The following is a 19323-nucleotide window of genomic DNA, read 5'->3' as shown; positions in this document are numbered from 1 at the left end:
CGGACCGTGCAGGACTCCTGCCCCCCCAGGGGCGGGGATGCGCACCGCCCGGTTCCGTACTACACAGGGACCCATGCGTATTCAGGTGAGGCGCACGGGCGGGTTCGCGGGCATCGAGCGCCGGGCCGAGGTGGACACCTCGGGCCGGTCCGACGCCGCCGAGTGGCAGGCCCTGGCCGAGCGCGCGCTCGCGGCCGGCCGGGGCTCCCCGCCGCCCGGGGTGCCGGACGGGTTCGCGTACGAGATCACGGTGGACGGCCGGACGGTGTACGCGGCCGACCCGCGGCTGTCCGAGGACCAACGCGAACTGATCTCGCGGGTGTTGAAGGAAGGGGCGTGACCGGGTCCCGTAACGGGTAGTTCACGCCCGGGCGTTGACTTACGTTACCGGTGGTAAGGATGATCCCGGCCATGGCGACAGACTCGGTCCATCCGATCCCCGGCTTCCCCCGCTTCCCGGACGGCTTCCTCTGGGGCGTCTCGACCTCGGCGCATCAGATCGAGGGCGCGGCCGACCTGCGCGAGCCGTCCGTGTGGGACGTGTTCGAGGCGGAGCCGGGCCGGATCAAGGACGGCTCGACGGCGGCGGTGGCCTGCGACCACTACCACCGCCACGCCGAGGACGTGGCCCTGCTCGCCGGCCTGGGCGTGGACGCGTACCGCTTCTCCGTCTCCTGGCCGCGGGTGCGCTCGGCGGGCGGCCTGGACTTCTACGACCGCCTGGTGGACGAGCTGTGCGCGGCCGGCATCCGCCCGGTCCCGACCCTCTTCCACTGGGACCTGCCGACGGCCCTTCAGACTGTGTCCGACAGCGGCTCCGCCGCGGGGGGCGGCTGGCTGGACCGCGACACGGCGTCGCACTTCGCCGACTACGTCTCGACGGTCGCGGACCGGCTCGGCGACCGCGTGAAGAAGTGGATCACCCTCAACGAGCCCGCCGAACAGACCCTGTTCGGTTACGCCCTGGGCGCCCACGCCCCCGGCCGGCAGCTGATGTTCGACGCGCTCCCGGTCGCCCACCACCAGCTCCTCGCGCACGGCCTGGCGGTACGGGCGCTGCGCGCGGCCGGCGCCGCCGACATCGGCATCGCCAACTCCCACGGCCCGACCTGGCCGGCCTCGCAGGAACCGGCCGACCTGGAGGCGGCGGCCTTCTACGACCTCCTCCTCAACCGCCTGTTCGCCGAACCGCTCCTGCTCGGCGAGTACCCGGACGGCATGGGCGACCTGATGCCCGGCGACGTCGCCGCCGACCTGAAGGTGATCGCCGAACCCCTCGACTGGTACGGGATCAACTACTACGCCCCCACCAGGGTCGGCGCCCCGCAGGGCACCGAGATCGAGTTCGGCGGGCTCACCCTCCCCGCCGAACTCCCCTTCTCCGTCCAGGACATCGAGGACGTCCCGGTGACGGACTTCGGCTGGCCGGTCGTCCCCGAGGGCCTCACGGAACTCCTCACCACCTTCCGCGACCGCTACGGCGACCGCCTCCCGCCGGTCGTCATCACCGAGAACGGCTGCTCCTACCAGGGCGTCGACGACCAGGACCGCATCGCCTACCTGGACGGCCACATCCGGGCACTGCACAAGGCGGTCGAGGCCGGCGTGGACGTGCGCGGCTACTTCGTCTGGTCGCTCCTCGACAACTTCGAGTGGGCCGAGGGGTACGAGCGCCGCTTCGGCCTGGTCCACGTCGACTACGCGACACAGGCGCGGACGCCGAAGTCGTCGTACGCCTGGTACCGGGACGTCCTGCGGGCGCAGAGATGACGACGACCCGGGAGCCGGCCGAGCCGGCCGCCGCCCTGGCGGAGCCGGTCGAGCGGGTCGGCCGGGGCTGGACGTCGGCGCTCTCGCTCGCCAACGGGGCGATCTGGGTGGGCTGGTACGGCCCCCTGCAGATCCTCCTCGCCTCCCAGGCCAAGGACTTCGCGCCCGGCTCCGGGATGTCGAAGGAGACGATGCTGGCGTGGGTGACCGGCGTCGGCGCGGTGGTGTCGCTCGCCGCGAACCCGGTCTTCGGCGCGCTGTCGGACCGGACGACGTCCCGCTGGGGCCGCCGTACGCCGTGGATCGTCGCCGGTACGGCGGGCGGCGCGCTGTCCCTGCTGCTGCTCGCGGGCGCGGGCGGCATGTGGACGATGATGCTGGGCTGGGGCCTGGTCCAGCTCACCCTCAACGCGGCCTTCGCGGCGGTCACGGCGGCGGTGCCGGACCGGGTGCCGAGGCTCCAGCGGGGCTCGGTCGGCGGCTGGCTGGGGGCCGCGCAGATCCTCGGCGTGGTCGGCGGCACCGGCCTGGCGACGGCCGCCGGGGGCATCGGGGCGGGCTATGTCGCGTGCGCGGTGTTCACGGCGCTGGGCGTCCTGCCGTACGTACTCCGCCACCCGGACCTGCGGCTGGCGCCGGCGGACCGGCCGCCCTGGTCCTGGCGCGCCTTCCTGACCGGCTTCTGGCTGAGCCCGCGCCGGTACCCCGACCTGGGCTGGGCCTGGCTGACCCGCTTCCTGATCAACCTGAGCAACTCCCTGGTCCTCCTGTACCTGCTCTACTACCTCCGCGACCGCCTGCACTACTCCGACCCCGACCAGGGCGTCCTGATCCTGACCGCCGTCAACGGGCTGACCCTGATGGCGACGGTCGTGGTCGGCGGGGTCTGGTCGGACCGGGTGGGCCGCCGCAAGCCGTTCGTGATCTGGTCCGGGATGCTGATGGCGGTCGCGACGGCGCTGCTGGCGGTGTGGCAGACCTGGCCGGGAGCGCTCGTGGCCTCCGCCGTGCTGGGCATCGGCTTCGGGGTCTTCACCTCCGTGGACTTCGCGCTGATGACCGACGTCCTGCCGAAGGCGGTCGACCGCGGCAAGGACCTCGGCGTCATCAACGTCGCCAACGCCCTCCCCCAGGTCGCGGCCCCCGCCCTCGCCGCACCGATCGTCACCTACCTCGGCGGCTACCGCGTGCTGTACCTGGTGGCGGCGGTGATCGGGCTGGCGGGGGCGTGGCTGGTGGGGCGGATCAGAGGGGTTGACTAGCGCCCCCGAAGGGGCGCTGGGGGTGCCCCCGGCCGAAGGCCGGGGGAGGACTGCGCGACCAGCCACGACGGCGCCGCAGTCGGCAGACGGCATGTCGCGACACTTCCCGCAGAGCGCACGGCCCTGTCCTACAGAGCCCCGGCGTCCCGGGCCGTCCACACGCTCGGATAGATCGGCCGGTAGCCCAGGTCCCGGCGGATCTTCCCGGTGGACATGATCCCGAGCCAGGGATCGCGGTCGCTGCGGCCGCCCATGCCCTCGGGCAGCTCGACCCCGTTGACCTGGTGCAGATCCACCGCCGTGACGGGCGTGTCGTCGGCGATGTTGTACACCGGCCCGTTCACCGCCGGGGCGTACAGGAGGCGCAGCAGCCCCTGCGCGACGTCGGCGTGGTGGCCCATGTGGAGCCGCTGGGTCGGTTCCCAGCGCGCGGCCCACTGCAGGGCGTTCGCGAGGTGCGGGTCGCCCTCGCCGTAGACGAAGGGCAGCCGCCCGATCCGCACCTCCATGCCGCCGTCCAGGGCGAGCAGTTCCCGTTCGGCGATCGCCTTGGACTCCGGGTAGGCGCCCCACATCGCACCGCCGGGCCGGCTCTCGTCGTCCTCCGTCAGCGGGCGGCCGCGTCCGGTGCCGTACACGAGCCCGGTGCTGACCTGCACGAACCGCCGTACGCCGGCCGAGACCGCGGCCCTGCCCAGAGCGACGGCCGCGTCCCGGTTGACGGCGCGGGCCTCCTCGTCCGGCACCCCGCGGAAGGCGGCGGCGACGTTCACGACGGCGTCCGCCCCGGCGACGGCCTTGCCGAGCGCCTCCTCGTCCCGCAGGTCGCCGACGACGACCTCGGCGCCCAGCGCGGCGAACGGCTCCCCGCGGGCCGCGTCCCGCACCAGGACCCGTACCTGCTCGTCCGCCCGGGCCTGCTGGACGAGCCGCGGCACGAACCGCCGCCCGACCTGTCCGGTCGCCCCGGTGACAAGAGTGATCATGACCTTCTCCTTCGCTCTGGTCCCCTCACCCTCGCCCCGGTCCTCCGCCGCCGGGAGAGACCTCCCGATCAGGGGAGCGGCACTCCCTGGATAAGCCGGACGCCCCGGGCCACCCTGGAGAGGTGAACCGCCCCGAGCTCGCCGACTTCCTCCGCCACGCCCGCACCCGCCTGGACCCCTCCGACGTGGGCCTGCCTCCCGGCGCCCGGCGCCGCACCCCCGGGCTGCGGCGCGAGGAGGTGGCCTCGCTGGCCGGCATGTCCGCCGACTACTACACGCGCCTCGAACAGTCCCGGGGCCCGCGCCCGTCCCGCCAGATGCTGACGGCACTGGCCCGCGCGCTGCGCCTCACGCAGGACGAACGGGACCACCTGTTCCACCTGACCGGCGAGGAGCCGCCGCGCCGGGAGGCGACCAGCACCCATGTCGGCCCGGGGCTGCTGCTGGTCCTGGACCGGCTGCACGACACCCCGGCGCTGGTGACGACCGACTGCGGCGAGGTCCTGGCCCAGAACGCCCTCTCACGGGCGCTGAACGGCGACGTGCTGGCCCGCCCGCCGCGCGAACGCAACCTGCTCCGCCGCTACTTCCTGGACCCGTCGGCGCACGGCGTCTTCCCGCCGGAGGACCGCCCGGCACGGGCCCGCGAACACGTGGCCAACCTCCGGGCGGTGGCCGCCGCCCGCCCCGCCGACCCGGTCCCGGCCGCTCTGGTCGCCGAACTCCTCGCGGGCAGCGAGGAGTTCGCGCGCCTGTGGTCCGAACACGAGGTGGCGGTGCGCCGCGCGACGACGAAGCGCTTCCTCCATCCGGCCGTCGGCCTCCTGGAACTGGACTGCGAGGTCCTCATCAACACCGAGACCCACCAGCACCTCGTCATCCACACGGCCCGCCCGGGCACGGAGTCCTACGAACGCCTTCAGCTGCTGCGGGTGGTGGGGCTGCAGGACCTGAGCGCGGCCGTGCGGGATCACCAGGTGTGAGCCACGTCCACCACGAGGTGGTTGGCCGTCTGGAAGACCCGGAACGGCAGCCGGGCGCGGACGCCGAGGCCCGCCTGGGTGTAGCCCTCGGAGCCGCCCGTGACCTTGAACTCCCGGAAGGTCCGGTACCCGGTGACGTCGACGGACGGGAGCGCCGGGTAGGGCTGCCCGGTCACCGGGTCGTAGCGCGGGGCGAACAGCGAGATCTCCAGAATGGCGCCGCCCTTGATCGGGACGACGACGTCGGACGGGTCCTGGTGCAGGACGTCGACGTAGTGGACGTAGTAGCCGACCGGGTCGGCCGAGGTGCCCTGGGCGTCGAAGACCAGCCGGTCGTAGCACTCGTGCTGTCCGGTCCGCACGTCGGTCAGCCGCCTGGAGGCGGCGGCGTCAGCGGTCTTGTCGAGGCTGCCCCAGGTCACGGCACAGTCCACGGCCGTCGGCGCGGCCACCGCCGGCACCGTGCCGGCCAGCAGACCGCCGCCGGCCAGCATCATCGCGGCCACTGCAGTACCTATGCGTCGTATGCGTCGCATGACTACCCCCCGGTAGTTCGCGTAGGTGTGTGCCTGTTCAGACCTGCGGCCTCGCGGAAGGTTGTACACAGGGGAGCAGTCCATCGCGGCGCAGAGATCCGTCGCGACGCAGAGATCCGTCGCGGCGCAGAGATCCGTCGCGGCGCAGAGATCCGTCGCGGCGCAGGGGCCCTCCCGGCCCCGCCCGCCCGGCGGCACCGCAGTTCCCCGCAGAACCCTCAGAACCCGCAGAGGCCTCTGAGGCCTCAGAACCCCAGCCGCCGCAACTGCTTCGGATCCCGCTGCCAGTCCTTCGCCACCTTCACGTGCAGGTCCAGGAACACGGGTGTGCCCAGCAGCGCCTCGATCTGCTTGCGGCTCTTGATGCCGACCTCCTTCAGGCGCTTGCCCTTGGGGCCGATGATGATGCCCTTCTGGCTGGGGCGCTCGATGAACAGGTTGGCGTGGATGTCCAGGAGGGGCTTGTCGGCGGGGCGGTCCTCGCGGGGGAGCATCTCCTCGACGACGACGGCGATGGAGTGCGGCAGCTCGTCGCGGACGCCCTCCAGGGCCGCCTCGCGGATCAGCTCGGCGATCATGACCTGCTCGGGCTCGTCGGTGAGGTCGCCCTCGGGGTAGAGCGCCGGGCCCTCGGGGAGGAGCGGGACGAGGAGGTCGGCCAGCAGGCTCACCTGCTTGTCGCCGACCGCCGAGACCGGCACGATCTCGGCCCACTCGAAGCCCAGCTCCTTGCCGAGCTGGTCGATGGCGATCAGCTGCTCGGCGAGGGTCTTGGAGTCGACGAGGTCGGTCTTGGTGACGATCGCGACCTTCGGGGTCTTGCGGATCCCGGCCAGCTCCTTGGCGATGAAACGGTCACCCGGACCGATCTTCTCGTTCGCCGGGAGGCAGAACCCGATCACGTCGACCTCGGCCCACGTCGTGCGGACGACGTCGTTGAGCCGCTCGCCGAGCAGCGTGCGCGGCTTGTGCAGGCCGGGGGTGTCGACCAGGATCAGCTGGGCGTCGTCCCGGTGCACGATCCCGCGGACCGTGTGCCGCGTCGTCTGCGGCTGGTCCGCGGTGATCGCCACCTTCTGCCCGACGAGAGCGTTCGTGAGGGTGGACTTGCCCGCGTTGGGGCGGCCCACGAAACAGGCGAAGCCCGCCCGGTGGACGGCCTTCGACGATTCCGACGACGATTCCGACGGCTCGGTTGACTGGCTGCGAACGCTCATGCCCCCCATTCTCCCTGATCCACGAGGCCCGGCCGCACCGTGAGTTTTCGGTAACCCCGACGCAACGAAACGTCACGGAAACACAGCTGTACGCAACCGGAAACGGAGACCGGTGACCCTCTGACGAGCCCCGACCGACGTTGGAGACGCCCGTGTTCCTCTCCGCCGCGCACGCAGACACCGGTGACACCGCCTGGCTGCTCGCCGCGACCGCCCTGGTCCTGCTGATGACCCCGGGGCTGGCCCTGTTCTACGGCGGCATGGTCCGCACGAAGAGCGTCCTCAACATGCTGATGATGAGCTTTGTGTCGATCGCCCTGGTCACGGTGGTGTGGCTGGCGGGCGGATACACCCTCGCCTTCGGGGACGACCTCGGGGGCGGACTCCTCGGCGACCTCGCCCACGCGGGCATGCGCGGCCTCGGCCCGGACAGCGTGCAGGGCACCGTCCCGACTCTCCTCTTCGCCACCTTCCAGCTCACCTTCGCGATCATCACGGCCGCGCTGATCAGCGGTGCGATCGCCGACCGGGCGAAATTCGGGGCCTGGCTGGTGTTCGTCCCCGTCTGGGCGCTGCTCGTATACGTTCCGGTCGCGCACTGGGTATGGGGCCCGGGTGGCTGGATCGCACACCACCTCGGCGCCCTCGACTTCGCCGGCGGCCTGCCCGTCGAGATCACCTCCGGCGCCTCCGGTCTCGCCCTGTGCCTGGTCCTCGGCCCGCGGCTCGGCTTCAAGAAGGACGCCATGCGGCCGCACAACCTGCCGATGGTGATCCTGGGCGCCGGTCTGCTCTGGTTCGGCTGGTTCGGCTTCAACGCGGGCAGCGCGCTCGGCGCGAACGGCCTCGCGGCCGCCGTCTTCCTCAACACCCTGGCCGCCGGCTGCACCGGCCTGCTCGGCTGGCTCTTCGTCGAGCAGAAGCGCGACGGCCACCCCACCACCCTGGGCGCGGCCTCCGGCGCGGTCGCCGGCCTGGTCGCCATCACCCCCTCCTGCGGCTCGGTCTCCCTGCTCGGCGCCCTCGTCGTCGGCCTCGCCGCGGGCGTGGTCTGCTCGTACGCCGTGAGCTGGAAGTTCAGGCTGGACTACGACGACTCGCTCGACGTCGTCGGCGTTCACCTGGTCGGCGGCATCATCGGCACCCTTCTGATCGGCCTGTTCGCCGAGAAGGCCATGACCGGCTCCGCCGAGGGCCTCTTCTACGGCGGCGGGCTCGCGCAGCTCGGCAGGCAGGCGGTGGCGGTCGTCGCCGTCGCGGCGTACGCGTTCGCGGTGACGTACGGCATCGGCAGGCTGCTCGACAAGGCGATGGGCTTCCGGGCCGCCGAGGACCAGGAGCACACCGGCCTGGACCTTACGGTGCACGCCGAGACCGCTTACGATCACGGGGTCCTGGGCCACGGCGCCCCGGTCGCCCACTCCGTCGTCCCCACCGCCCAGAAGGTCGATTCCCAGGCATGAAGCTCATCACCGCGATCGTCAAGCCCTACCGCCTGGACGCCGTGAAGACCGCGCTCCAGGAGCTCGGCGTGCACGGCCTGACCGTGACCGAGGCCAGCGGCTACGGCAGGCAGCACGGCCACACCGAGGTCTACCGGGGCGCCGAGTACCGCGTCGACCTGGTCCCCAAGGTCCGGATCGAGGTCGTCGTCGTGGACGCCGACGCCGAGCCCGTGATCGAGGCGGTCGTCAAGGCCGCGCAGACGGGGAAGATCGGGGACGGGAAGGTGTGGGCGGTGCCGGTGGAGACGGTCGTACGGGTGCGGACGGGCGAGCGCGGCCCCGACGCCCTCTGAGCGGCCGGCGCCCGCCGAGGAGCGGCGGCAGGCCCCGGCCGCGCCGGCGCGTCCGGGCGAACAGTGCACCGGCCACCGCCCCGGCGACGAAGACCACCGCCAGCACCAGCCACGGCAGCGCGAGGAACGACGCGCTCGCCGACTCCTCGGTGCCGGCCGCGCTGGCCGTCAACGTCACGCTCCCCCAGTCGAATTGGGGTGCGTCCCGCCAGTGCGCGGTGAGCTTGACCCGCTCCCCCGGCAGCAGCTCGGAGGGGACCCCGGTGAGGTCGCGGCTGAGCAGCGTACGCCCGAACAGGCCCTGCGCCCGCAGCCGCACCTTCGGATCCAGGGTGACGTTCCCGGTGTTGTGCAGGGTGTAGGAGATCGTCGCCGTGCTGGCGCCGAGGCCGGGCACGAGCGGCTGGTGATGGCTGATGTGCACGCTCTCCACAGCGACGGCCGGAAGCGTCGGCCCGCTCACCCGCAGGTAGACGCGGGCGCCGACCGCCCGCTGCACGCCGAGCGCGAGGGACCCGGCCCCCGGATCGACCTTCTCGTCCAGCGCGACGATCGCCCCCGGATGGTCACCGGGCTCGGCGCCCTTCGGCACCCGCAGCGTGAACGGGACGGTGACCGTCCGGTGCGGCGGGACGGTGACCCGCGCCTTCCCGATCCTCGCCCAGGCCCCCACCCCCCGCATCTTCTCCTTCACCGTCCGGACGGCGAAGCCGCCGTCCCGCGCGGTGTTGTAGGCGTCGGCCGCGTACAGCCGGAAGGTGAGGGGCTTGCCGGTCTTGTTGGCGACGGCCACCTTGTCGGTGATCGTCTGCCCGGGGTCGAGCGAGAGGTAGAAGTACGGCCGCGCCGCGATCTTGGAGGCGACCGGGTAGACGGACCAGCTGCCGTTGTCGGCGGCGCGGGCGGGACCCGCCGTGCACAGGACGCCGAGGATCAGGCTCAGGAGGAGGACATACGGCTTGACGCGACGCATGGGTGCGGACCCCCGGTCGGAAGCGGGTCGGTGACGACCGGGTCTCTCACTGTTCGAAAGCCCGGTCGCCACAAGGGAGTTGACAGTTGGAGCGGTTGGAGCAGTTGGAGCAATCGGCAGTCGGCAGTCGGCTCAGGTGAGCGTCAGGGTCAGGACTCCGGAGTACGACCCCGGAGGCGTGAACGCCGGTACGTCCAGGGAGAGTCCGGCGTCGACCGTGAACTCACCGCCGGTGAGCGTGGCGTCCGGGGTCGACGCGAGGGTCGCTCCGGAACTGCCGACGGTGCCCGCGGAACCGGCCGCACAGGTGCTGGGGCTGCCCGACTTGGTCGCACAGCTCGGGGTCCAGCTCAGCTTCCCGGCGTCGATCTTGGCGCCGGGACCGGTGAAGTCGGTGACCTTGCCGGTGAGCGACCAGCCGGCCGGCCCGCCACGGAAGTCCTTGACGGTGACGGTCTGCAGGCTGCCCGTGGACGCCCCGCCCTGACCGAAGTCGACCGCCGACAGCGCGACGGAGTCCCCGGCCTGGGACATGGACAGGGTCCCGGCCTTGACGGTGGTCGTCAGCTTCTGACTCCCGTCGGGAACCGGCGTGGTGTCGTTGACGACGTAGGCGGCAGGCCCCGCCCCCGCGTCGCTGCTCCACGCACTTCCCTCATAGGCCACGATCCCGGTCGTCGTCTTGTCGTTGACGACGAGGGGCGCGCTGAAGGAACCGTCGGAGCCCGCGGTGGCCGTCGCCGTGTCGGCGGTCTGGGTGTCCCCGGACCGTCCGGCGAGGGTCACGGTCGCCCCCGGCGTGAAGTTCTGCCCGCTGACGGTCACGCTGTCACCGGGGTTGCCGGAGGCCTTGTCCAGGCTGATGGCACGGTTGTTGACCGGAGTGGTCGAGGTCGCCGTGACGGTCTCCGACACCGGTGCGGGCGGGTTGGTGACCGTGCAGGGGGTGTCCAGCTCCAGGATGTAGCTGGTGTGGATGTTGTAGTCGCTGGGCGAGAGCGTGATGGCGCCCGGCGAGGTGACGGTGAACGTCCCGGTCATGGAGAACGACGGGAAGACCCCGTACCCGGGCACCGGATCGTTCTTCTTCGGCCCGGTGACCGTCACGTCCCCCGTCTGCGCCCCGCCCAGCGTCACCTTCCCGGTCGGCGTCATGATGTCGGCCGGCAGGGCGAGGGCGGTGGGGTTGTTGGCGGCGGGCGTGACCACGGTGTAGGTCACGGTGACCGTGTCGCCGACCTTGGGGCTGGTGTTGTCCACCGAGATGTTGGCGGTGGTGGTGCCGTCGATCGGCGGCAGGCCCGCGATGGCCGGCGGGATGCAGTGCGTGGCGAAGTCGACGTTCGTCCCGACGGCACCGGCCGGGCAGGCCAGCGCGCCGCCCGCCGTGACCGCGAGCGCGGTCGCCCCGAACAGTGAGATCCAGCGCCACCGTCGGGATCTTCGTGATCTTGGGGGTGAACCCATGGAAGCCCCCTCCTGAGGGTTGCGGGCGCAGCGGCTCCTCTGCGCCGACAGGGGGCCATTGATGTGGAGGCCGCGTGAGAAGTCAATGGAGATGCCGCAGAAACCTGACGGTTCATCAGCTTCTGCGGCATCCGGAACGAACCCGTCCCGCGGCTCAGAACACGAACGGGCCGGGGGACTGGGCGGCGCTGGACGTACAGGTGACGGTGATGCCGAAGATGACCATCTTCAGCGAGCCGCCGTAGAAGTCGAGGCTGTCGCCGGAGGCCACCGTGCCGGGGAGGGGGCCGACGGTGACCGCGGAGCCGGCGGACATGGCCGGGTTCACGGTGCCGCTGAAGACGACGTTGCTGCCGGCCGAGTTGGCCATGGTCAGCGTGGAGGCGATGGAGTTCGCCGACAGGGCGAGCGGGGTGGTGATCGCGCTGGAGGTGAGCGTGAGGGTGGCGGAGGTGCCGCTCTGGGTGGCGGTGAGGGTGGCCGCGCCGCCGCCGAAGATGCCGCAGCTGGCGGTGACGGTGGCGGTGGTCGGGGTGACGGCGGCGGCCGTGGGCGCGAAGGCCAACGCCGTTGCGGCGAGGGCCCCCGCCGCGAGTGCCGCACCGGTGGCTATTCGTTTCATGGGGATCGGGCTCCCTTCCCGTTGCGTGGGAATGCCATGTGGGGATGGCGACCCCGGTCCGGGTGGGTGCGGACACACCGCGGGGCCGAATCTGACGGTCCGTCGGAACTTACGGTCCCATTGATACGCGAGCGACTCAGACCTACAAGGTTGAAATTTGGCCGACTGTGGGGAGCGGGGCGGCGGCGGGGGGTGGCCGGGGGTGCGTGGACGGGTGCGGCGTCATCGTGGTCGCTCGCGCAGTTCCCCGCGCCCCTTCGGGGCGGCTGTGCCGGTCCCACCTGAAAGGGGCGCTGGGGGTCCCCCCGGCCGAAGGGTGGGGGAGGAACTGCGCGAGCAACCCCCACGCACCCGCACCTGCCCACCCACCCCGGCCACCCCGGCCACCCCGGCCACCCCCAGTCAACGCACCCCGCTCCCTCCCCCGACGGAGTCAGACAAGTCCTCGCTTCTCAGCGGAGCGAGTCGGGTGGGCGGGTGGCGAAGGTCAGGCCGGGACAGTGAGCCGCACTTCCCCGTCCGCCCCCGCCAGCAGCACCGGCGTCCCCGGCCCCCCAAGATCCCGCACCGCGGCCAGATCCTCCGCCGCGACCTCCTCGGCTCCGCTCACGACCGCCGCGGCCTCCAGGGACTCCGCCCCCGACGCCACCGCCATCGCCACCGCCGTCCGCAGCGCGCTCAGCTTCAGCGAGGCCAGCTCCACGGTCCCCGCCACATACGTACGGCCCGTCGAGTCCCGCACGGCCGCCCCCTCGGGCACCCCGTTGCGGGCCCGGGCCGAGCGGGCCAGGGTGACGATCTTGCGGTCCTCGGCATCAAGCGCGTTGCTGTCGGTCATGCCCCGAGCATACGAACAACCCTGACCACCCCCGCGCTCCTCCCCGCCCCCGGACGGAGTCAGTCGAGGGTCTGGACGATCTGACTCCGTTCCGCGGAGTGCAGCACCCGCCCGCGCGCGCCGTTCACGAGCGGCAGGTACGGCGGCACATGCCCGCACTCCACGTCGGCGAGGACCGGCACGCCGAGCGGCCCGAGCGCGTCGAGCACCGCCTCGTGCTGGCTGAGAGTCGGGCTGCCGGGCGCCCTGGTCCGCCCGACGAGCACCGCGGCCGCCCGGTCGAAGAACCCGGCGAGCCGCATGCCGTGCAGGTTCCGGCAGACGGTGAACGCGTCGTCCTCGCACGCCTCGACATAGACCAGCAGCGGTTCGTCCCCGGCGAAGCCGGCGGTGTCCAGGTACGGCGTCCCGGCGACATTGGCGAGGGTCTCGATGCAGCCGCCGATCAGCCGCCCCTCGACGTCCACGTCCACATCCACTTCCCCGTTCCTGTCGAGCCGGGTCCAGGCGCCCTCGGCGTCCAGGGTGAGGTCCCTGATGCCGGGCTCCGCGATCCAGTCGTCCCGTCCGGCGGCCCGGTACCGCCCCGGCGGGGTCTGGGTGAACGGCCGCCCCTGGGGCGCGGCCACCACGTCCAGCCAGGACGCGAGACCTTCCGGCGGCCGGTAGGGCGTTTCCATCAGGCAGTTGCCGTGCACGGTCGCGACGCCGGTGCGCAGGGTCAGCGGGGTGATGAGGGTCGACATGTCCGAGTAGCCGACGACCCAGGTCGGTTCGGCCCGCCCGATGGCCTCGAAGTCGAGCAGCGGCAGGAGATCGATACCGGTCTCGCCGCCCCATGGGGGTACGACGGCCCGGATCGACGGGTCGGTCAGCATCCCGGTGAGTTCGGCGGCCCGCTCGGCGGCCGGTGCGCTGATGTGCGTGGAACCGTCCATGCACCGGCCGGTCACCACCTCGTACCCGCGCTCCTCGACCGTACGGACCGCCGCGTCGAGCCGCCCGCGCAGCACCTCGGGTACCCCGCTGGACGGGGAGGTCACACCGACGCGGTCACCGGGGCGCAGGGGGCGCGGGTATCTGATGGTCATGGAGGACATCCGACCGTGCCCCTGCCACCCCGGGCAACCGGATTCACGGCCGGTCCAGGCGCAGCCGTTCCGTCTTCGGGAGGCCGGCGACGACGAGGTCGTACGAGTCCTCGATCAGGTCCTTGACGAGCCGGTCGGGGAGGGTGCTGTCCACCGTCACGGTGTTCCAGTGCCGCTTGTTCATGTGGTAGCCGGGGGCGATCAGGCCCTCGTGCTCGGTGCGGAGCCGGATCGCGTCCTCGGGGTCGCACTTGAGGTTGACCTTGAGGGGCTCCGCGTCGATCCACCTCAGCGCGAACATCTTGCCGAGCACCTTGAAGACCGAGATGTCCGGGTTGAAGGGGAAGTCCTCCTCGGCCGCGTTGAAGGAGAGGCAGAAGGCTCGGAGCTGGTCCGGGGTCACTCGGGGTCGTCCTCCGCGGCGTCGGGTACCGGTATCGGCTCCACCAGTACCGTCACGATCTTGTTGCGGCGGCCGGCGGCCGACTCGGCGGTGAGGGCCAGCCTGCGGCCGTCGGGGAGTTCGACCTGGGCGGAGGCACCGGCGATCGGCACCCTGCCGAGGGCTTTCGCGAGCAGGCCGCCGACGGTCTCCACGTCCTCGTCGTCGTACTCCTCCAGGCCGTACAGCTCGCCGAGATCGGTGATGTCGAGGCGGGCGGTGACCCGGTAGCGGTCGTCGCCGAGGTCGGTGACGGGCGGGAGCTCGCGGTCGTACTCGTCGGTGATCTCGCCGACGATCTCCTCCAGGATGTCCTCGATGGTGACGATCCCGGCCGTGCCGCCGTACTCGTCGATGACGACGGCGACGTGGTTGCGTTCCTTCTGCATCTCGCGCAGCAGGTCGCCGGCGTTCTTGGTGTCGGGCACGAAGAACGCGGGCCGCATCGCGGTGGAGACCAGGTCGGACTCGGCCTCCCGGCTGATGTGCGTCTTGCGGACCAGGTCCTTCAGATACACGATCCCGACGATGTCGTCCTCGCTCTCCCCGGTGACGGGGATCCGGGAGAAACCCGAGCGGAGGGCGAGGGTGAGGGCCTGGCGGATCGTCTTGTACCGCTCGATGACGACGAGGTCGGTGCGCGGGACCATCACCTCCCGTACGAGGGTGTCGCCCAGCTCGAAGACCGAGTGCACCATCCGGCGCTCGTCGTCCTCGATCAGCGACTCCTTCTCGGCGAGGTCGACCAGCGCCCGCAGTTCGGCCTCGGAGGCGAACGGGCCGCGCCGGAAGCCCTTGCCGGGGGTGAGCGCGTTGCCGAGGAGGATGAGGAGATACGGGATCGGGCCCATGACGCGGGCCAGCGGCAGCAGCACGTACGCGGCGGCCGTCGCCGTGTTCAGCGGGTGCTGGCGGCCGATGGTGCGCGGGGAGACGCCGACGGCGACGTACGACACGAGCACCATCACGCCGATCGCGGCGAGCAGCGCCTGCCAGGTGGTCGGGATCTCCTGGAGGCAGGCGTAGGTGACCAGCGCCGCGGCCGCCATCTCGCAGGCGACCCGCACCAGCAGCGCCACGTTGAGGTAGCGGGTGGGGTCGGCGGCGACCTGGGCGAGCTTGGCGCTGCCGCGGCGCCCCGACTTCACCGCCTCCTCGGCCCGGAAACTGGAGACGCGGGCGATACCGGCCTCGGCGCAGGCGGCCAGCCAGGCGACGACGACCAGCGCGATCGCGCCGAGGACGATCTGCGGACTCATACGAATACGACCCGGCCCGCTACGAGACCGTCGGCGCCGGGGACGGGCCGGTCAGGCCCTGCTCCGACCGCCAGCCGTCCACGATGGCCGCCTGCAGGCCGAACATCTCGGCCTTCTCGTCGGGCTCCTCGTGGTCGTAGCCGAGCAGGTGCAGCACCCCATGGACGGTGAGCAGCTGGAGCTCCTCGTCCATGGAGTGCTGGGTGTCGGCCTCGGCCCCCTGTTTGGCGGCGACCTCCGGGCAGAGCACGATGTCGCCGAGCAGCCCCTGCGGCGGCTCCTCCTCGTCCTTCGACGGCGGCCGGAGCTCGTCCATCGGGAAGGACATGACATCGGTCGGCCCGGGCAGGTCCATCCACTGGATGTGCAGCTGCTCCATGGCGTCGGCGTCCACGACGATCACCGAGAGCTCGGAGAGCGGGTGGATGCGCATCCGCGCGAGGGCGTAGCGGGCGATGTCGAGGATCGCCTGCTCGTCGACCTCGGTTCCGGACTCGTTGTTGACGTCGATCGACATGGCGCTGTGCTTGTCTACTTCCCCTTGTGCGCGGACTTCGAGCGGCCGCCCTGGTGCGCGCCGTTCTCCGTGCCGTGCTTGCTGTCGTACTTCTCGTACGCGTCGACGATACGGCCCACCAGCTTGTGCCGTACGACATCGTGGGACGTGAGACGGGAGAAGTGCACGTCCTCCAGGCCCTCCAGGATGTCCTGCACCTGGCGCAGGCCGGACTTGGTCCCGTTGGGCAGGTCGACCTGCGTGACGTCACCCGTGATCACGATCTTCGACTCGAAGCCGAGCCGGGTGAGGAACATCTTCATCTGCTCGGGAGAGGTGTTCTGGGCCTCGTCGAGAATGATGAAGGCGTCGTTGAGGGTGCGGCCGCGCATGTAGGCGAGCGGCGCCACCTCGATCGTCCCGGCCGCCATCAGGCGCGGGATCGAGTCCGGGTCGAGCATGTCGTGCAGCGCGTCGTACAGCGGGCGCAGGTACGGGTCGATCTTCTCGTAGAGCGTGCCCGGCAGGAAGCCGAGCCGCTCGCCCGCCTCGACCGCCGGCCGGGTCAGGATGATGCGGTTGACCTGCTTGGACTGCAGGGCCTGCACCGCCTTGGCCATGGCCAGGTAGGTCTTGCCGGTGCCCGCGGGCCCGATGCCGAAGACGATCGTGTGCTTGTCGATCGCGTCGACGTACCGCTTCTGGTTGAGGGTCTTGGGGCGGATGGTGCGGCCGCGCGAGGACAGGATGTTCTGTGTCAGAACCTGGGCCGGGGTCTCCTCCGGGCCCTCCCCGTTCTCGCTCGCCCGCAGCATGGCGATCGAGCGTTCCACTGCGTCCTCCGTCATCGGCTGTCCGGTGCGGAGCACCAGCATCATCTCGTCGAACAGGCGCTGTATGAGGGCGACTTCACGGGCATCGCCGACCGCGCTGATCTCATTGCCCCGGACGTGGATGTCGGCCGCCGGGAAGGCCTTCTCGATCACGCGCAGCAGGGAGTCGCCGGATCCCAGCACGGTGACCATCGGGTGCTGGGCGGGAACCTCGAACTGAGCTCGGGCCTGCTGCTGCGCGGGGGTGTGAGCTGTGGGTGTCTGAGTCATGGGCCGGCGCTTAAGGCCTGCGGTTCCTCCTCGTCACGGCCGCGTAGCTGAGGGCGGCCTCGCGATATCAAGCGTACGACGCGGGACTGACAACGCCGTAGGCCTTTTCACAGCGGAGGGCGCCCCCACTGCGGCAGTGAGCCCTGCATGCGCTCCTGCACGCCGGGGCAGAATCCCTGCCGTCACTGCCATACGTGGTCGGGGGGCCGCGTTCGCTCGCTCCACGCCACCTGTCCGCACAGAAAGCAGGTAGCCGTGCAGCTGCGTCTGCCCACGTCCGTGTCCGAGGCCCGGGAATGTCTGGCCGAGGGGGCGATACCCGTCGGCGGAGCAACCCTGATATGGGCCGCGTGGCAGCGGGACGGCTTCCCGGAACAGGCGGTGTCCCTGCGGAAGGTGCCGGAGGCGACGGCGGTCGGGGACGGGGTGCTCGGCGGCGCGGTCCTCCTCCACCAGGTGGACGACCGGGTCCCGGAGATGCTGCGGCAGGCGGCGAAGGGCGTCGGCACGGGGGCGGTGCGCCGGACGGCGACGGTGGGCGGGAACATCGCCGGGTCGAGTCTGCGGGACCTGCTGCCGGCGGCGATCGCACTGGACGCGTGGGCCGACGTGCTCACGGCGGACGGGGTGGACCGGGTGGACCTGGCCGAGGTGCAGGCCAAGTCGCCGGTGCTGCTGGCGCTGCGCTGGCGGGAGCCGGTGAAGGGGGCGTACACGAAGGTGTCGGATCCGGCGGGCGGGGAGGTGCCGACGATCGCCGCGGCGGCGGTGGACACGGAGGGTGTGCTGCGGGTCGCGGTGCGGGAGGGGTACGTGGTGAGCAGCGGGAGTGTGGGGGCCGAGGGGGGCGGGGTGGAGGATCTGTTCGCCGGGGCGTTGTCGGGGGTGTCGGAGGCGGGGCGGTCGCTGGTGCGGGAGCAGGTCGCCGGGGTGCTCGGGCAGTAGGGCCCGTTCTTCGGCTGCGGGCCGGCGGGGGCCGACCGCGCAGTTCCCCGCGCCCCTGAAGGGGCGCTGCAGTCGCGCCGGCTACATAGCTGCGGGCAGGCGTGCCGCAGGGCGGCACGGGTGGGCGCAGCGGCACCCTGCCAGCGCCGGTAAGCGTCCCCACCCCCGGCCCCCGTCCCACGCACCCCCTACGCCGACCGCCCGAACCCGATCGTCGGTACCGCCCTCCGCAACGGCCACGGCCTCACCTGGTCCTCCTCCGGCACCAGGCCCTCCAGGAACGCGTACCGCCGCAGCGCCGCCGGATCCTGCCCCGCCACCGACTGCACCTTCCGCCACCACGCCCCGATCTCCGACCACCCGGGAGCGGACAGGGAGCCGCCGAACTCCTGGACGGACAGCGCCGCCGTGAGGCCCGCGAAGGCGAGTCGGTCGGCCAGCGGCCAGTCGGCGAGCGTCCCGGTGACGAAGCCGGCGACGAAGACGTCGCCCGCGCCGGTCGGATCGAGGGCCTCCACGGCGATCGCCGGGACCTCCGCGGACTCGCCGGTCCGCCCGTCGACCGCGTACGCGCCCTCCGACCCGAGGGTGACGACGGCAAGCGGCACGTACGCGGTGAGCGCGTGCGCCGCGGCCCGCGGGCAGTCCTCGCCGGTGTACCGCCTCGCCTCCTCCGCGTTCGGCAGGAACGCCTCGCAGTGCTCCAGGTCGGCGAGGCCCGCGAGGTCCCAGGCACCGGTGTCGTCCCAGCCGACGTCGGCGAAGATCCGGGTCCCCTCGGCGGCCGCCCTGGCGATCCAGGGGTTGCGTGTGCCGGGTGTGAGGGAGGCGACGGCGGCGCGGGCGTGGGCGGGGTGCCCGGGGGCGTTCTGCTGGCGGAACAGCGTGTCGGCGGGCGGTTCGTGGCCGTGCGAGACCATGGTGCGCTCCCCCTCGTACGCCATGGACACGGTGACCGGCGAGTGCCAGCCGCGCACCTTCCGGGACGGGGAGAGGTCGATGCCCTCGCCCTGGGCGAGCGCGTCCCAGCAGTACTCGCCGTAGTGGTCGTCGCCGAAGGCGGCCGCCAGGGAGGTCTTCAGGCCGAGGCGGGCGAGGGCGGTGGCCATGTTGGCGATGCCGCCGGGGCTGGAGCCCATGCCCCGGGCCCAGGACTCGGTGCCGCGCACCGGCGCGGAGTCGAGGCCGGTGAAGACGATGTCGAGGAAGACGGTGCCGGTGAGGTAGACGTCCCAGGGCGGGTCGTCCGGCGCGCGCAGGCCGGCCAGCGGGTCGACCTGCGCGGCGCAGTGCGGTGCTGTTGCTCCCCTGTCGTCGTCGAGGTACTCCGGTTCCTCTCCGGCGAACGCGTTGGACGCGGTCACGGTGCGCTCCCTGACGTGGTGCGGATCCGGCCAGTCTGCACCATGGCGCGGGAGCGGCGGCCGCTCTCGCCGTACGACCGCCCGAACGGGCGGCGCTGCCGGCGGGGTACCGCCGGTGCACGGCTCGTGCACGCCCCGCGTGTTCAGCAGGTGGGGCGGGCGCCGGTGACG

General features: G+C 72.0%; 20 protein-coding genes. 7 read left to right on the top strand and 13 right to left on the bottom strand.

What is annotated here, in order from left to right; genetic code table 11:
- Positions 1–73 precede the first annotated feature (73 nt).
- From ACFWPQ_RS31985 to ACFWPQ_RS31975, 3 genes are all read left to right on the top strand, one after another.
- Positions 74–340 (top strand): protealysin inhibitor emfourin, encoded by a 267-nt coding sequence (locus ACFWPQ_RS31985; protein WP_361299716.1) that lies wholly within the window; start codon positions 74–76, stop codon positions 338–340.
- 71 nt (positions 341–411) lie between these two features.
- On the top strand, positions 412–1770 hold the full coding sequence (locus tag ACFWPQ_RS31980; protein ID WP_384042355.1) for a GH1 family beta-glucosidase: 1359 nt from the start codon (positions 412–414) through the stop codon (positions 1768–1770).
- Positions 1767–3032 (top strand): MFS transporter, encoded by a 1266-nt coding sequence (locus ACFWPQ_RS31975; protein ID WP_384042352.1) that lies wholly within the window; start codon positions 1767–1769, stop codon positions 3030–3032. Before ACFWPQ_RS31980 ends, ACFWPQ_RS31975 begins: the two co-directional genes overlap by 4 nt.
- 128 nt (positions 3033–3160) lie before the next feature.
- Here ACFWPQ_RS31975 and ACFWPQ_RS31970 read toward each other — a convergent pair whose 3' ends face one another.
- Positions 3161–4018 (bottom strand): NAD-dependent epimerase/dehydratase family protein, encoded by an 858-nt coding sequence (locus ACFWPQ_RS31970; protein ID WP_384042349.1) that lies wholly within the window; start codon positions 4016–4018, stop codon positions 3161–3163.
- 122 nt (positions 4019–4140) lie between these two features.
- Here ACFWPQ_RS31970 and ACFWPQ_RS31965 point away from each other — a divergent pair, with 122 nt between their 5' ends.
- Positions 4141–5001, top strand: coding sequence for a helix-turn-helix transcriptional regulator (locus ACFWPQ_RS31965; protein WP_384042347.1), 861 nt, complete (start codon positions 4141–4143; stop codon positions 4999–5001).
- Here ACFWPQ_RS31965 and ACFWPQ_RS31960 read toward each other — a convergent pair.
- Both ACFWPQ_RS31960 and era read right to left on the bottom strand, forming a co-directional pair.
- Entirely contained in the window at positions 4989–5495 is a 507-nt protein-coding gene (locus ACFWPQ_RS31960) for a hypothetical protein (RefSeq protein ID WP_361299962.1), read from the bottom strand. The genes ACFWPQ_RS31965 and ACFWPQ_RS31960 overlap by 13 nt on opposite strands.
- A gap of 287 nt (positions 5496–5782) precedes the next feature.
- Complete coding sequence (gene era / locus ACFWPQ_RS31955; RefSeq protein WP_384042344.1) at positions 5783–6763, bottom strand: GTPase Era; 981 nt, start codon at positions 6761–6763, stop codon at positions 5783–5785.
- 143 nt (positions 6764–6906) lie between these two features.
- Here era and ACFWPQ_RS31950 point away from each other — a divergent pair, with 143 nt between their 5' ends.
- Together ACFWPQ_RS31950 and ACFWPQ_RS31945 are read left to right on the top strand one after the other, a co-directional pair.
- Complete coding sequence (locus ACFWPQ_RS31950; RefSeq protein WP_384042341.1) at positions 6907–8217, top strand: ammonium transporter; 1311 nt, start codon at positions 6907–6909, stop codon at positions 8215–8217.
- Complete coding sequence (locus ACFWPQ_RS31945; RefSeq protein ID WP_361299696.1) at positions 8214–8552, top strand: P-II family nitrogen regulator; 339 nt, start codon at positions 8214–8216, stop codon at positions 8550–8552. Before ACFWPQ_RS31950 ends, ACFWPQ_RS31945 begins: the two co-directional genes overlap by 4 nt.
- On the opposite strand, the gene ACFWPQ_RS31940 is transcribed toward ACFWPQ_RS31945, so the two are convergent.
- From ACFWPQ_RS31940 to ACFWPQ_RS31900, 9 genes are all read right to left on the bottom strand, one after another.
- Positions 8446–9525 (bottom strand): WxL protein peptidoglycan domain-containing protein, encoded by a 1080-nt coding sequence (locus tag ACFWPQ_RS31940; protein WP_384042337.1) that lies wholly within the window; start codon positions 9523–9525, stop codon positions 8446–8448. The genes ACFWPQ_RS31945 and ACFWPQ_RS31940 overlap by 107 nt on opposite strands.
- Positions 9526–9657: 132 nt before the next feature.
- Positions 9658–10992, bottom strand: a complete 1335-nt coding sequence (locus ACFWPQ_RS31935) for a beta-xylosidase (RefSeq protein ID WP_384042334.1) — start codon at positions 10990–10992, stop codon at positions 9658–9660.
- A 154-nt stretch (positions 10993–11146) separates the two neighbouring features.
- Positions 11147–11614, bottom strand: a complete 468-nt coding sequence (locus tag ACFWPQ_RS31930; RefSeq protein WP_384042332.1) for a hypothetical protein — start codon at positions 11612–11614, stop codon at positions 11147–11149.
- A 487-nt stretch (positions 11615–12101) separates the two neighbouring features.
- Positions 12102–12452 carry a cytidine deaminase gene (locus ACFWPQ_RS31925; protein ID WP_384042330.1) on the bottom strand — a complete coding sequence of 117 codons (351 nt, stop codon included), beginning with the start codon at positions 12450–12452 and terminating at the stop codon, positions 12102–12104.
- Positions 12453–12511: 59 nt separating this feature from the next.
- Entirely contained in the window at positions 12512–13543 is a 1032-nt protein-coding gene (locus ACFWPQ_RS31920; protein WP_384042329.1) for a S66 peptidase family protein, read from the bottom strand.
- 43 nt (positions 13544–13586) lie between these two features.
- Positions 13587–13946: an MmcQ/YjbR family DNA-binding protein gene (locus tag ACFWPQ_RS31915; protein ID WP_384042326.1), complete on the bottom strand. Its 360-nt coding sequence runs from the start codon at positions 13944–13946 to the stop codon at positions 13587–13589.
- On the bottom strand, positions 13943–15244 hold the full coding sequence (locus ACFWPQ_RS31910) for a hemolysin family protein (protein ID WP_384042324.1): 1302 nt from the start codon (positions 15242–15244) through the stop codon (positions 13943–13945). Before ACFWPQ_RS31910 ends, ACFWPQ_RS31915 begins: the two co-directional genes overlap by 4 nt.
- Before the next feature lie 19 nt (positions 15245–15263).
- On the bottom strand, positions 15264–15761 hold the full coding sequence (ybeY, locus tag ACFWPQ_RS31905) for an rRNA maturation RNase YbeY (RefSeq protein ID WP_089106771.1): 498 nt from the start codon (positions 15759–15761) through the stop codon (positions 15264–15266).
- A gap of 14 nt (positions 15762–15775) precedes the next feature.
- Entirely contained in the window at positions 15776–16843 is a 1068-nt protein-coding gene (locus ACFWPQ_RS31900; RefSeq protein WP_361299673.1) for a PhoH family protein, read from the bottom strand.
- A 255-nt stretch (positions 16844–17098) separates the two neighbouring features.
- Between ACFWPQ_RS31900 and ACFWPQ_RS31895 the strand changes: the two genes are divergently transcribed.
- Positions 17099–17788, top strand: coding sequence for an FAD binding domain-containing protein (locus tag ACFWPQ_RS31895; RefSeq protein ID WP_384042321.1), 690 nt, complete (start codon positions 17099–17101; stop codon positions 17786–17788).
- A 188-nt stretch (positions 17789–17976) separates the two neighbouring features.
- Here the strand turns inward: ACFWPQ_RS31895 and ACFWPQ_RS31890 are convergent, their stop codons facing one another.
- Positions 17977–19152, bottom strand: coding sequence for a carbohydrate kinase family protein (locus ACFWPQ_RS31890; protein WP_384042318.1), 1176 nt, complete (start codon positions 19150–19152; stop codon positions 17977–17979).
- Positions 19153–19323: the final 171 nt, after the last annotated feature.

Source organism: Streptomyces sp. NPDC058464 (genome assembly GCF_042721035.1).
Lineage (GTDB): Bacteria > Actinomycetota > Actinomycetes > Streptomycetales > Streptomycetaceae > Streptomyces.
The sequence above is the reverse complement of the archived record's forward strand: the minus strand, read 5'-3'. Positions and strand labels throughout refer to the sequence as shown.

Coding starts and splice junctions, on each gene's coding strand:
- ACFWPQ_RS31985 (WP_361299716.1), top strand. CDS start 74: ATGCGTATTCAGGTGAGGCGCACGGGCGGGTTCGCGGGCATCGAGCGC.
- ACFWPQ_RS31980 (WP_384042355.1), top strand. CDS start 412: ATGGCGACAGACTCGGTCCATCCGATCCCCGGCTTCCCCCGCTTCCCG.
- ACFWPQ_RS31975 (WP_384042352.1), top strand. CDS start 1,767: ATGACGACGACCCGGGAGCCGGCCGAGCCGGCCGCCGCCCTGGCGGAG.
- ACFWPQ_RS31970 (WP_384042349.1), bottom strand. CDS start 4,018: ATGATCACTCTTGTCACCGGGGCGACCGGACAGGTCGGGCGGCGGTTC.
- ACFWPQ_RS31960 (WP_361299962.1), bottom strand. CDS start 5,495: ATGCTGGCCGGCGGCGGTCTGCTGGCCGGCACGGTGCCGGCGGTGGCC.
- era (WP_384042344.1), bottom strand. CDS start 6,763: ATGGGGGGCATGAGCGTTCGCAGCCAGTCAACCGAGCCGTCGGAATCG.
- ACFWPQ_RS31945 (WP_361299696.1), top strand. CDS start 8,214: ATGAAGCTCATCACCGCGATCGTCAAGCCCTACCGCCTGGACGCCGTG.
- ACFWPQ_RS31940 (WP_384042337.1), bottom strand. CDS start 9,525: ATGCGTCGCGTCAAGCCGTATGTCCTCCTCCTGAGCCTGATCCTCGGC.
- ACFWPQ_RS31935 (WP_384042334.1), bottom strand. CDS start 10,992: ATGGGTTCACCCCCAAGATCACGAAGATCCCGACGGTGGCGCTGGATC.
- ACFWPQ_RS31930 (WP_384042332.1), bottom strand. CDS start 11,614: ATGAAACGAATAGCCACCGGTGCGGCACTCGCGGCGGGGGCCCTCGCC.
- ACFWPQ_RS31925 (WP_384042330.1), bottom strand. CDS start 12,452: ATGACCGACAGCAACGCGCTTGATGCCGAGGACCGCAAGATCGTCACC.
- ACFWPQ_RS31920 (WP_384042329.1), bottom strand. CDS start 13,543: ATGACCATCAGATACCCGCGCCCCCTGCGCCCCGGTGACCGCGTCGGT.
- ACFWPQ_RS31910 (WP_384042324.1), bottom strand. CDS start 15,244: ATGAGTCCGCAGATCGTCCTCGGCGCGATCGCGCTGGTCGTCGTCGCC.
- ybeY (WP_089106771.1), bottom strand. CDS start 15,761: ATGTCGATCGACGTCAACAACGAGTCCGGAACCGAGGTCGACGAGCAG.
- ACFWPQ_RS31900 (WP_361299673.1), bottom strand. CDS start 16,843: ATGACTCAGACACCCACAGCTCACACCCCCGCGCAGCAGCAGGCCCGA.